Annotated in this window: 8 protein-coding genes and 1 tRNA gene; 1 reads left to right on the forward strand and 8 read right to left on the reverse strand. The window is 70.7% G+C overall.

The annotated features are described in order from the left end of the window. Positions 1-43 precede the first annotated feature (43 nt). Both FFT09_RS05975 and FFT09_RS05980 read right to left on the reverse strand, forming a co-directional pair. Positions 44-574, reverse strand: coding sequence for a gamma carbonic anhydrase family protein (locus FFT09_RS05975; protein ID WP_081191849.1), 531 nt, complete (start codon positions 572-574; stop codon positions 44-46). Positions 575-666: 92 nt separating this feature from the next. Next, positions 667-740 (reverse strand) — tRNA-Thr (locus FFT09_RS05980). Positions 741-871: 131 nt separating this feature from the next. Between FFT09_RS05980 and FFT09_RS05985 the strand changes: the two genes are divergently transcribed. Next, positions 872-2,548, forward strand: coding sequence for a hypothetical protein (locus FFT09_RS05985; RefSeq protein WP_138382094.1), 1,677 nt, complete (start codon positions 872-874; stop codon positions 2,546-2,548). 6 nt (positions 2,549-2,554) lie between these two features. Here FFT09_RS05985 and FFT09_RS05990 read toward each other — a convergent pair whose 3' ends face one another. The 6 genes from FFT09_RS05990 to FFT09_RS06015 form a co-directional block, all read right to left on the reverse strand. Then, entirely contained in the window at positions 2,555-3,775 is a 1,221-nt protein-coding gene (locus tag FFT09_RS05990) for a DNA polymerase III subunit delta' (RefSeq protein ID WP_138382095.1), read from the reverse strand. Next, positions 3,772-5,847, reverse strand: coding sequence for a bifunctional MFS transporter/dTMP kinase (locus tag FFT09_RS05995; protein WP_138382096.1), 2,076 nt, complete (start codon positions 5,845-5,847; stop codon positions 3,772-3,774). The genes FFT09_RS05990 and FFT09_RS05995 overlap by 4 nt, the downstream gene beginning before the upstream one ends. A 114-nt stretch (positions 5,848-5,961) precedes the next feature. Next, the gene (locus tag FFT09_RS06000) at positions 5,962-6,459 is read right to left on the reverse strand and encodes a hypothetical protein (protein WP_138382097.1); all 498 of its coding nucleotides are present in this window, start codon (positions 6,457-6,459) and stop codon (positions 5,962-5,964) included. 124 nt (positions 6,460-6,583) lie between these two features. Continuing rightward, positions 6,584-9,346 carry a type I DNA topoisomerase gene (gene topA, locus FFT09_RS06005; protein ID WP_138382098.1) on the reverse strand — a complete coding sequence of 921 codons (2,763 nt, stop codon included), beginning with the start codon at positions 9,344-9,346 and terminating at the stop codon, positions 6,584-6,586. 289 nt (positions 9,347-9,635) lie between these two features. Beyond that, on the reverse strand, positions 9,636-10,262 hold the full coding sequence (locus FFT09_RS06010) for a hypothetical protein (protein ID WP_138382099.1): 627 nt from the start codon (positions 10,260-10,262) through the stop codon (positions 9,636-9,638). Between the two features lie 136 nt (positions 10,263-10,398). Then, positions 10,399-12,684, reverse strand: a complete 2,286-nt coding sequence (locus FFT09_RS06015) for a sodium-translocating pyrophosphatase (protein ID WP_024875423.1) — start codon at positions 12,682-12,684, stop codon at positions 10,399-10,401. Between the last annotated feature and the right edge of the window lie 199 nt (positions 12,685-12,883).

Raw genomic sequence — 12,883 nt, forward strand, 5'->3', positions numbered from 1 at the left:
CGGGGACCGGCCCCGCCGACGTTCTCCGGCGGGGCCACCCGTGTCACGTACCGGGGATGATCTCCTTGATTCCCTCGGCGTGCCTGCGCGCGAGCGAACGGTAGATCTCCGCGTTGTGGTCCACCCACGCCCGGGTGCTGTCGGTGAGCGGAGTGAAGCTCTTGGCCGGGCTGCCCTTGGCGACGGTCTCGTCGGGAACCCGAGTGTTCGGGGTGACGGTGGCTCCGGCGGCGATCAGGCATCGGGTGCCGACCACCGCCCTGTCGAGCACGATGGCGCCGTTGCCGACCAGCGCCTGCTCTCCGATGGTGCAGTCGTGGACCAGGCAGGAGTGGCCGATCGTGGCGTTGCGGCCGATCTCGCACACACCGTCGTTCACATGCACCACCGTGTTGTCCTGCACGTTGGCGCCCTCGCGCACGACGATGCGTCCGAAGTCGCCTCTGAGCACGGTGCCGTACCAGATCGACGCGTGCTTCTCGACGACCACATCGCCGACCAGCGTGGCGGTGGGGGCGATCCAGGCTTCCGGGTGGACGGTGGGGCTCACGCCCTCGAAGGCGAACATCGGCATGGGGCCACCCTACGACCGGGACAAGCCGACGCGGCTGTCGTCCCCGCCACGAAAAACGGCCCCCTCGACTGGGAGGGGGCCGTTCTCGGCGGAGCCGCCTAGGGGAATCGAACCCCTGACCTGCTCATTACGAGTGAGCCGCTCTGGCCGTCTGAGCTAAGGCGGCGCGCGGGCGTACCCGGCTGCCCACAAGTATAGCGATCCCGTTCGCGGCGTCACCCACGGGGGCCGACGTCGTTGGACCGGGCACGACACCGGCGCCGTCGCCGGGGCCCGTCCACTGGGAGGACTTCTCGCATGCGCCGATCGCGCCGGACACGCACGACAATCCGGACACGGGAAACACTGCCCCGGCTGCTCGCCCTTCCGTTGTCCGCCGCGCTGCTCGTGCTGTGTGGCGCTCCAGCGGCGGGGCAGACGGTGCCGACGACGCCGGAGCCCGACCCCGCCGAGGAGGGTCAGCCTCCGATCTCGGACGAGCAGCGCCCGGCGGGCCGGGTGATGGCCGAGGCGGGCACCGCGCTCGGCGTGCTGCGACTGCTGCCGGAGGCCATGCCCGCCGAGGCGATCCTGCCCGGCATGGACGAACAGCTGCCGAAGCAGTCCGCACTGGAGGGCGGCTTCGGCCTGTCGTACGCGCGGGCCGACTCCGAGTCCTACCTGTCCTACGAGCGGTCTCTTGCCGAGGCGGCCCCGTTCGGAGCGTCCGTCGCGGGCCACACCCCGCAGGTCCCCGGCTCGGCGCTCCAGGCCGCGCTGCCCGACAACGAGAAGGCACTGTCCACCGGGTTGGAAGCTCCGGACAACCCCCTCGTGCGCCTCGGTGCGCTCCAGGGGCGGGTCCACGCGCGGTGGAGCGAGGACCGGGGCCCGTGCGTCGGCACCATCGCCGACGCCGGAACCACGGCGGCGGACGTGTCGCTGGTCTCCGGCCGGGACGCGCTTCCGACGATGCCGGAGGCCGACCCGGACGCGGTCGGCGGAGAGCTGGGCGCCGCGCTGGCGGAGCTGCCCGGGGCGCTGGCCGACCTCGGCGGGCTGCTCTCGGGCGGCGACTCCGGCGGAGCACTCGTCGGCGTCGACAAGGCACTGTCGACCCGTTCGGTGGTGCGGCTCGTGGATCTGCCCGGCTCCGACGGCGGCTCCGACGACTCGCGCCGGGCCGTCGAAGCCGTCTCCACGCTCCAGGCCGGGCGCATCACACTGCTGGAGGGCACGCCGCTCGCGCTCAGCGTCGGGGTGGCGAGCCAGCCCACGTTGCGGGTGGTCTCCACGGGCGAGGCCGAGACCTCCTCGATCGACTACACGGCTCCGGTCCTCACCGTGCGGCGCGACGGCGAGACGCTGTTCCAGCTCGACGCGGCCAACCCCACCGCCGACATCCCGGTCGGCGTGCCCCTGCCTGGGCTGCGGGCCCTGCCGGGTTACGAGGACGTCAGGGACGCGCCCGTGGTCGGCGACGTGGCCGAGCAACTGGACGGCAGCCTGACCACGCTGTCGGACGCGGCGGCCTCCCGCGTGCTGGACATCGGCGTCCTGCGCCTGAGCATCGCCGAACTCGACGAGGCCGCCAGGACGGTCACCGAGCCGTTCGCCGGTCACCAGGTGTCGGCGGTGGCGCGGATGCTCGACGTGCGGGTGCTGCCCACCGATCGCCTGCGGGACCTGCTTGGTGAGGACGTCGCGGACACCCTGCCCTCGGCTCTGGCGCAGGTGTCGCTCGGCGAGCAGAGCGCGAACGCGTACGCGCCCGAAGGCGGCGTGGACTGCACCGAGCCGGCGCCACCCGCCGCGCCGGAGGACCCCGCCGTCCCGCCGGCCGGAGGGGAACAGCCCGGTGTCCCGGATCGGCTCGCCCACACCAATGCCGCGTACTCGACCGTTCCGATCTTCTGGACCGGAACGGCGCTGTTGCTGGTGGGAGTCGTTCTGGTGGCGAGCCTGCCGCACCGCAGGCCGGGGCGAGCGCGGTGAGGGCGCTCAGCCCTCGCGCAGGGTGGTGAGCATCGCCTCGACCGCGATGCGCGGCTTGACGTTCCAGCCGATCGCGTCCCGGCACGCCAGGACGGCTTCGAGCCGCCGCAGCGTCGACGCCGGCGTCCAGTGCCGGGCGGCCTCGGCGGCGCGCTCGGCGACATCGGGGTGGACCAGCGCCGCGCCCGCACCGCTGTGACACACCAGCACGTCGCGGTAGAACCCGGCGAGGTCCACGAGCGCGAGGTCCAACGTGTCCCGCTGGGTCCTCGTGGCGCGGGACTTCTGCCGCTTCTCCAGCGCGCGGACGGCGGCGTCGGCCGCCCGGCGCGCCGACGCGACCCCCTTACCGGTGCCGCCGGAGCCCATCGCGGTGCGCAGCGCGTCCTGCTCGGCCTCGTCGCGGGACTTGCTCTCGTCGCTCGCGTCGGCCTCCGCCGTCGCGATGAGGTCGTCGGCGCAGCGGAACACGTCCTCGGCCCGGCGCAGGCCCAGCGGAATCCGCAGCACCGCCGCACGCCGGGCCCGAGCGTTCTCGTCGGTGGCGAGCCTGCGGGCGCGGCCCACGTGACCGCCGCACACCGCCGCCGCCCAGCGCGCGCGCTCGGGGTCGATGCCGTCCCGCTCGGCGAGCACCGTGGCGATCGCCTGCGGCGCCGGGGTGCGCAGCGTGACGAGGCGGCATCGCGAGCGGATGGTCACGCTCACGTCCTCGGGGTGGTCCGACGGCGCGCAGAGCAGGAAGACCGTCCGCTCGGGCGGCTCCTCCACCGCCTTCAGCAGCGCGTTCGCCGCTCCTTCGGTGAGCCGGTCGGCGTCCTCGATGATCACGACCTGCCACTGCCCCGTGGTGGGCCTGCGCGCGGCGGCCTGCACCAGCGACCGCATTTCCGCGACCGAGATCGACAACCCTTCCGGCACCACGAGTTTCACGTCGGCGTGGGTACCGGCCAGCGCCGTGCGGCAGCCGGGGCACCCACCGCACCCGCTGCCCACGGTGCACTCCAACGCCGCCGCGAACGTGCGGGCCGCCACCGACCGGCCCGAACCGGGCGGGCCCGTGAACAACCAGGCATGGGTCATCGACCCCACGTCGGTGGTGCGCCCCTCCACGAGCGCGTCCGCTGCCTCGGCCGCCGCCGCGAGGACCTCGATGGCGGCTTCCTGCCCCACCAGCTCCGACCAGACCCGGCCTGCCGGTGCGCTCACCTCGGACGCGGTCGTCACGACCGGGTCACCTCCTCACTCACCGACGGCAGCGCGGCACGGCCGCCCAGCGCGCCCCGCACCGAAGCCCGGACCCGATCCGCCACCTCGTCCTCGGCTCCGTCGGCGTCCACGACGACGTAGCGGTCGGGTGCCGAGGCCGCCATCTCGGCCAGCATCTCCTGCACCCGCCAATGGTGCTCGGCCGCGTTGGTGCCGGTGCCGTCGGCCTGGTCACCGGGGTCGGTGTCCAGCAACACCGTCAGATCGGGCCGCAGTTTCGCCGTGGCCCAGTCGGTGAGTCCCTCCAGTTCGGCGGCATCGAGTCCGGCTGTGGCCGACAGGTGAGCCAGCGGGCTGTCGACGTAGCGCTCCATCACCACGATCGCGCCCGCGTCGAGCGCGGGGCGCACGTTCCGTTCCACGATGTCGGCCCGGACAGCCGCCGCGGCCAGCGCCCTCGCCCGGGTGCCCGTGAGCGAGGCACCGGACAGCAGCGAGGTCAGCCGGTCGTCGTCGAGCGCGGGGTCGGCGGCGAGAACGACGGGGCGCGGACCACTACCCAGCCATTCCGCGAGCCGGGCCGCGTGAGCCGCGGTGTCGGCGGCCGTGGTGCCCTCCAACGCGATCAGCAACCCACTCGACCGGCGCGGACGGCGGATGACCTTGCGGAGGTCGGCGAACAGCGGTTCGGTGCGCCGCGAGTCCATCTGCCGGTACGCGATCAACCCGACCAGCGTCGCCAGCACACCACCCGCGAGCAGGACCGGCCGGGTCCCGTCGATGATCAGCGGGTTGCCCCACACGGTGACCTTGCGTGGCCGCAGCAGGCCGATCAGGCCGGGCACCGCCGAGGTCGTACCGAAGACGATGAGCTTCAGCAGCGACTGGTAGATGGCGTTGATACGGCCCCGGATGCTGTCGTCGACCTGCGTTCCGATGATCGTCACGCCAGTGAGGAAGGCCGCGCCGGCACAGGCTCCGACCAGCGCGACGGCCACGAGCGAGATCGCGAGATGCGGCGACAGCGCCACCACGACGAGCGCGAGCCCCGCCGACACGATGCCGACGCCGAACAGTCGCTCGTGTGGCAGTCTGCGCGCCAGTTTGGGTGCACCCGTCAGGCCCACGGCCGCGCCCACGAACACGGCGACGAACAGCAGCCCGAATGCCGCGTCACCACCGCCGAGGCTCGACGAGTACGGCTTCGCCGACCCGATCACCGCGCCACCGGCGGCGAACGCCCCCGCCATGCCGATGAGCAGCCCTCGGATCAGCGGCGTGCTCTTGACGAACTTGATGCCGTCGCTCACGAGACCGCGCACCCCACCCTGGTCGGGCTGCGGCTCGGGCTTGCGCTCGGCGGGCACCGGGTGAACGCCCCGCAGCGACAGCTCCGGGATCCGCATGATCAGCAGTGCGCTGACCAGGTAGAGCAGCCCGTTCAGGATGACGACGACCTTGGCGATGCCGAACTCGCCGAGCAGATCCGGTGGCAGGTTGAACGTCGTGTGGATACCGGTGAGGATCGCGTAGAGTCCGGCGCCGGTGACCACCGCGACGCCGTAGGTCATCACCATGCCCAGCTGGTTGGCCGTTTCCACCTGGTCGCGTCTGCGAAGCAGGTTCGGCACCGCGGCGTCCTTCGACGGAATCCACATCATGGCCGCCGAACCGACCAGGAAGTTGCCGATGAACAGCCACAGCGGACTACCGACGATCGCGATCGAAATGAGCAACCCGAAACGCGCCAGATCGGCGACCATCATGATCTTGCGGCGGTCGAAACGGTCGGCGAGCATTCCCCCCAGCGGGGCGAACAGCAGACCGGGAAGCAGCTGCGTCAGGACAATTCCGGCGAAGGCGAAGTTCTGCGCGGTGTAGTTGTCGGTGAACTTCGTGACGAGACCGGTCAACGCGAGCAGCGACAGCCAGTCGGCGACGCTGCACAGGTACGTGACGCCCCACAGCCGCCGGAACGGCCGGATCGCCAGCACACGGCGCACCCGCGCGAGCGTCGACGCCTCCTGGAACGCGTGCGACGTCGCGTCGGCGTCCCGTCCCCCCTGCTGTGACTCGCTGATGGACCCCACCCCATAACACTCGGCACCGCCGTGCGCTCAGGGTAGCGCCGACCGGTTCCCCTTCGCCGGTCAGGCGATTGCATCACCCAGCGTGTGTCTTTCGACACGAAATGTGTCGAAACGTCAGCCGAAAAGGCCGGTGACGCTTTCCACGAAACTGACCACGAACTGGATCGCGACCAGAATGAAGATCACGAGGAGGACGAGCGCCACGGCCAGCCCCGTCGATCCCGACGACGGTTTGCGCACGTGCGGCCCCGGCCTCGACCGGGCACCCGACTGCTTGCGCAGGCGCAGGATCGGCGACAACGCCGACGGGCGGGAGGCCCGCACGGTCGCGGGCTGCTGCGGTGGGATCTCGGCCGTCGGTTCGTCGTCGTCGGTGTCCACCGGTGCGGGCTCCCCGCTCGCGGCGGCCTCGGCCTGCTCGGCCTGCTCGGCTTCGAGGAGTTGCCGGACAGCCTCGCGGTTCACCTCCACGGGCCGCGCGACACCGAGGTGGCCGGAGCCCGCCGTCCCCGAGGGCGTGGGCGACGAGCGACCGTCCGCCGTGTTGCCGCCCAGCGGATCGCTGAACGGCTTCGGCGGTTCGGGAGCCTGGGTACCGTCCGAGTCCACCACCACGTCCTCCCTGTCCGCACCCGGCGCGGGCGAGAGACCTCACCCTGCGTGCCGTTCCGCACGCCGTGCGTTTCCAGGGTAGCGGTCACGGACGTGATCGAGCACCCGTCCGAGGGGAGAAGAATCAGCTCTTGGACTTCGTGCCCGACGCGGCCTTCTTCCGGGGTGCGCTCTTCTTCTTCGCCGGTCCCTTGGCGCGCTTCTCGGCGAGCAGTTCGGCCGCCCGCTCCTGAGTGAGGTCATCCACGCTGTCCGACCTGCGCAGCGAGGCGTTGTACTCCCCATCGGTGACATAGGGCCCGAACCGGCCGTCCTTCACCACGATCGGCTTGCCCGACACCGGGTCGTCCCCCAGCTCCTTGAGCGGGGGCTTGGCCGCCGCCTGCCTACCCCTCCGCTTCGGCTCGGCGTAGATCTTGAGCGCCTCCTCGACGGTGATCTCGAAGATCTGCTCCTCGGTGGACAACGACCGCGAGTCCTTGCCCCGCTTGAGGTAGGGCCCGTAACGGCCGTTCTGCGCCGTGATCTCCTCACCGCTGTCGGGGTCGGTGCCCACCACGCGGGGCAGTGACAGCAACCGCAGCGCGTCGTCGAGGGTGACGTCCTGCACCGACATCGACTTGAACAGCGACGCCGTGCGGGGCTTGCCCTTCTTGGCCTTGCTCTTCTTGCCGTCCGCGGGCTCCTCCGGCTCGGGCAGCACCTCCGTGACGTACGGCCCGAACCGCCCCTCCTTGGCCACTATCTCGTGGCCGGTGGCCGGGTCGGTGCCGAGCACCCTGCCTTCCTGCGGGGTCGCGAAGAGCTTCTCCGCGATCTCCACGGTCAGCTCGTCGGGCGGCAGGTCCTCCGGCAGGTTGGCGCGTTGCGACTGGCCGTCGACCTCGCGTTCCAGGTACGGCCCGTAGCGGCCCACCCGCACGTACACCTGGCGGCCCTCGCCGTCGGTGAACATCGGGATCGAGTTGATCTCACGGGCGTCGATGTCCTCCACACCCGAGCCGACCAGCTTCTTCAGCCCGCCCTGCCTGCCGACCGACCCGTCCACGCCCATCTCGCCGCCGAAGTAGAACCGCGACAGCCACGCGGTGCGCTGCTCGTCACCCGCGGCGATGCGGTCGAGTTCGTCCTCCATCGCGGCGGTGAAGTCGTAGTCCACCAGCCGCTCGAAGTGCTGCTCCATGAGCCCGACCACCGAGAACGCCACCCACGAGGGCACGAGGGCCGAGCCCTTCTTCCAGACGTAACCGCGGTCCTGGATGGTGTTGATGATCGAGGCGTAGGTGGAGGGCCTGCCGATGCCCAGCTCCTCCAGCTTGCTCACGAGGCTCGGCTCGCTGTAGCGCGCGGGCGGAGACGTCGCGTGGGAGTCCGGGGAGAGTTCGGTCGCCGTCAGTGCCTGGTCGCGCTCCAGCCTCGGCAGCCTGCTCTGCTTGTCGTCGGCCTCACCGCCCGCCTCGGCGTCCACCGACTCGACGTACGCCTTGAGGAACCCGGGGAACGTGATCGTGCGCCCGGACGCCGAGAACACGCACTCCTCGCCGCTGCCGGCCGTGCCGGTGATCTTGACCGACATCGTGGTGCCCTTGGCGTCGGCCATCTGCGAGGCGATGGTGCGCTGCCAGATCAGCTCGTAGAGCCGGAACTCGTCGGTCTCCAGCTCCCCCGCCACCGCGCCGGGAGTCCGGAACACCTCGCCCGCGGGGCGGATCGCCTCGTGGGCCTCCTGCGCGTTCTTGACCTTGCGGGTGTACTGGCGCGGCTTGTCGGCCACGTACTCCGAGCCGTACAGCTCCGTGGCCTGGCTCCGCGACGCCGACAGCGCGGACTCCGACAGCGTCGTGGAGTCCGTCCGCATGTAGGTGATGTAGCCGTTCTCGTAGAGCCGCTGCGCGATGCGCATCGTGCGCTCCGACGAGAACCGCAGCTTGCGACCCGCCTCCTGTTGCAGAGTCGAGGTCATGAACGGCGCGTAGGGCCTGCGTGTGTAGGGCTTCTCCTCGACGCTGCTCACGCGGAACTCACGGTCGGCCAGCGCCTCGGCCAGGCGGTTCGCGTCCACCTCGCCCAGCACCCGCACGTCCCGCGACTGCTCCTTGAGCCTGCCGTCGGGCCCGAAGTCACGGCCCGTGGCGAGCCGTGCCCCGTCCACGGCGGTCAGCCGCGCCGGGAACGACCGGGGCGCCGCCGCGTCACCGGAACCACCCGTGTCCATCGTCGCGGAGATGTCCCAGTACGACGCGGAGGTGAACCGCATCCGCTCACGTTCCCGCTGGACGATGACCCTGGTCGCGACCGACTGCACCCGCCCTGCCGACAGCTTCGGCATGACCTTCTTCCACAGCACGGGGGAGACCTCGTAGCCGTAGAGACGGTCGAGGATTCGCCGGGTCTCCTGCGCGTCCACCAGATCGGGATCGAGGTCCCTGGTGGCGTCGGCCGCCGCGCGGATGGCCTGCTCGGTCACCTCGTGGAACACCATGCGCCGCACCGGGACCTTCGGCTTGAGCGCCTCCAGCAGGTGCCACGCGATCGCCTCGCCCTCGCGGTCGGGGTCGGTGGCGAGGTACAGCTCGTCGACGTCCTTGAGCAGGCTCTTCAACTCGGTGACCGTCGACTTCTTGTCGGCGGAGACGACGTAGAGCGGCTCGAAGTCGTTGTCCACGTCCACGCCGAGCCGCGCCCACGGCTGGCCCTTGTACTTCGCGGGCACGTCGGCGGCCCCCCTCGGCAGGTCACGAATGTGACCGCGAGAGGACTCGACGACGTAGTCGCCGCCGAGGTACGGAGCGATCTTACGGGCCTTGGTCGGTGACTCGACGATCACCAGTCTCCGGCGACCGTCACCGTTCGTGCCCGCTTTCTTCGTCCGTGTCGATCCAGCCACGCTGTCCCGCTCTTTCGCTCATGAATTCACTCGTTCGACCAGCCAGTGTGCACGCCGTGCGGTCTCGCTGTCCGCTCAGGTGCTGCAACACACCGGCGCACGCGCGCATTTCCCCGACACGGGCAGAGGTCGTCAGAACCTCCCCTCCACACCTAGCACGGTGCGCCGCCACCCCGTCGGCCGGGGCACTGCGTGACCGGTCGAACACCATCGGTAGGCCCGAGCGGAACTCACCGGACGCCGCGCATCGAGACGGGTTCCCCGGGCGGGTCCGGGGAAACGACCGGATTCACGACCCCGGGGTCGCGAACCGCGGTGTCCCTCCTGTCTCCGGCCCGGTGAGCCGCAGGCAGGAGGGCGCCTCGCCGCTCGCGCGGTCGAGCGCGGGAACCGTGTCGAACCCCTCCAGCAGGTTGAGCCCGCCGATGTCGTCCAGCGGCGCGCTCACCGCGCTCACGGCGTCCAGTCTCGCCTCGGGTCCCTCGGCCGCCGCGAGTTCGTCGAGCACATTCTGCGCACGGTCGCGAATGTCGGAGTAGCGCTCGACCGCGTCCCGGCGGAGCCGCTCGGCCTCCGCCACCGGTGGTGCGCCGAGGCCGCCCAGCCGGTCGAGTGTGCGCTCCAACCCGGTGACCATGACGTCCAGCAGCTCCCCCGACGTCTCCGACGCCCGCCGGGGACTGCTCGCGTCCACGCTCGGCATCGACGACACCGAGCGCACCAGCTCCGACATCGCGCCGCAGTAGTCGTCCGCCCAGGCCACGGCGTCGCCGGACTCGGGAGGGGCCGCCGAGGCCGGGGGTGACGGGACGACGTCGGAGCGCGGCGCGGGTGAGGACGCTGCGCACCCCGCGACGACCACCACCGCGACAGCCGCCACCGTCGCCACACCGACGCCACTGCCCAACCGGCGCACACCGACCTCCGCACCACGAGAACGAGCAACACGGAAACGAACCAACCGCACTGTAGAGCCGGACACGACCGGGCCGGGCCGGGGCTCGGGCCCGATGGCCCGTGATCACCCCGGCCCGGCCCGGTGGCCTGCCCGGTCAGGCGTTGGCGGTGTTGCTCTCGGTCGTCGGCGTATCGGTCATCGCCGAGCCCCGGCGCTTCGACACCACGATCGACACCACGATGACCAGCACCGAGGCGAGCGCGATACCCAGCCGGATCGGGGTCGAGGCGCTCTCCCCGACCGACAGCGTCACGACGGCGGGCGCGATCAACAGCGACACGAGGTTCATAACCTTGAGCAGCGGGTTGATCGCCGGACCTGCCGTGTCCTTGAACGGGTCACCCACGGTGTCACCGATCACCGTGGCCGAGTGGGCCTCGGAGTTCTTGCCACCGTGGTGACCGTCCTCGACCAGCTTCTTGGCGTTGTCCCACGCACCGCCGGAGTTCGCCAGGAACACCGCCATCAACATGCCCGTCGCGATGGCACCACCCAGGTAGCCGGCCAGCGCCCCGGTCCCGAGACCGAAGCCCACCGCGATCGGCGCGAACACCGCCAGCAGACCCGGAGTGGCCAGCTCCCGCAGCGAGTCGCGGGTCACGATGTCGACCACCTTGCCGTACTCCGGCCGCGTGGTGCCTTCCATGATCCCCGGGATCGTCCTGAACTGGCGCCGTACCTCGTACACCACGGCGCCGGCCGCGCGCGACACCGCGTTGATGGCCAGCCCCGAGAACAGGAACACCACCGCGGCACCGATCACGACACCGACCAGCGTGTTCGGCGCGATGATGTTGCTGACGAACGCGTCGCCCACGTCGTCGATGGTGGCCCGCGCGTCCGTCAGAGCCCGCCCGATCGCGTCGGAGTACGACCCGAACAGCGCCGTGGCCGCGAGCACCGCCGTCGAGATGGCGATGCCCTTGGTGATCGCCTTGGTGGTGTTGCCGACCGCGTCCAGCTCGGTCAGGATCTGCACGCCCTCACCCTCGGTGAGATCACCCGACATCTCCGCGATGCCCTGCGCGTTGTCGGACACCGGGCCGAAGGTGTCCATCGCGACGATGACACCCACCGTGGTCAGCAGCCCGGTACCGGCCAGCGCCACCGCGAACAGCGCCACGGAGCCACCCAGCAGGTAGGCACCGAACACCGCCGCACCGACGACGAGCGCCGTGAACACGGCCGACTCGAACCCGAGAGCCAGACCGGAGAGGATCACCGTCGCCGGGCCCGTCTCCGAGGTCTTGCCGACGTCCTTCACCGGCTTGTGCTCGGTGCCGGTGTAGTAGCCGGTGAGCCACAGGATGACCCCGGCCAGCACGATTCCGATCAGCACCGAGAGCGTGGCGATCACCGCGGGATTGCCGTCGGCGCCCTCGAACGAGTCGGGCAGGAACACGAAGGACGCGACCGCCGACAGCACCGCCGAGATCGCTGCCGAGATGTAGAACGAGCGGTTGATCGTCGTCAGTCCGCTCTCGCCCGCCCTGGCCCGCGTGATGTAGATGCCGATGACCGCCGTGATGACGCCGATCGCCGGGATGATCAGCGGGAACACCAGACCGTGGCCGGTGGTCGCGAAGGCCGCGCTGCCGAGGATCAACGCGGCGACCAGCGTCACCGCGTACGACTCGAACAGGTCGGCCGCCATCCCGGCGCAGTCGCCCACGTTGTCCCCGACGTTGTCGGCGATCGTCGCCGCGTTGCGCGGGTCGTCCTCCGGGATGTTCTGCTCGACCTTGCCGACCAGGTCGGCGCCGACGTCCGCCGCCTTCGTGAAGATGCCGCCGCCGACCCGCATGAACATCGCGATGAGCGCGGCACCAAATCCGAAGCCCTCCAGCACCTTCGGGGCCTGTCCGGTGTAGACGAGCACGACCACCGAGGCGCCGAACAGCCCGAGCCCCACCGTGAACATGCCGACGACGCCACCGGTGCGGAAGGCGATCCGCATGGCCTTCTCCCGGCCCTCGGGTTCCCTCGCCGCGGCGGCGACGCGCAGGTTGGCTCTCGTGGACAACCACATCCCGAGATAGCCGATGAAGAACGAGAACGCCGCGCCGACGAGGAAGAACACCGACCGCCCTATGCGCTCGCCGAGGTTCTCCGCCGGTAGGACGAGCAAGAGAAGGAACACCGCCACACCGAAGATGGCGAGTGTGTTCCGCTGTCGGTTGAGATAGGCAGCCGCGCCTTCCTGCACCGCCTTGGCGATCTCCTGCATCTTCTCGGTGCCCTGGCCTGCGGCCAGCACCTCTTTGAGTAGGAGATAACCGATGACCAGTGCTGCAAGGGCGACCGCGGCGACCACGGCGACGATGCCGTAGTCACCTCCGGAGAGCTCCAGCGAGCTCTCCGCGAGGAGTTGCCGGGACATTCGTTGTCCTCCTGAGACGTCGCCTGTTGCCTGCGCCGATTCCCTGCCGGGGATGCCGACCGAGTGTGCCGACGCTGACAGTGGGATCTACACCACTAATGGTGTGGTTCGGCGGAGTCTATTGGTAGTGCGGCCCCGGCGGGCAACAGTGACCCCGGCCGCAGACGGGTTAACGCGGTGTGAAACCGATCACTCACGC

Origin of the sequence: Saccharomonospora piscinae, from assembly GCF_005862235.1 — a bacterium.
Classification (GTDB): Bacteria; Actinomycetota; Actinomycetes; order Mycobacteriales; family Pseudonocardiaceae; genus Saccharomonospora; species Saccharomonospora piscinae.

Coding starts and splice junctions, on each gene's coding strand:
- FFT09_RS05975 (WP_081191849.1), bottom strand. CDS start 574: ATGCCGATGTTCGCCTTCGAGGGCGTGAGCCCCACCGTCCACCCGGAA.
- FFT09_RS05985 (WP_138382094.1), top strand. CDS start 872: ATGCGCCGATCGCGCCGGACACGCACGACAATCCGGACACGGGAAACA.
- FFT09_RS06015 (WP_024875423.1), bottom strand. CDS start 12,684: ATGTCCCGGCAACTCCTCGCGGAGAGCTCGCTGGAGCTCTCCGGAGGT.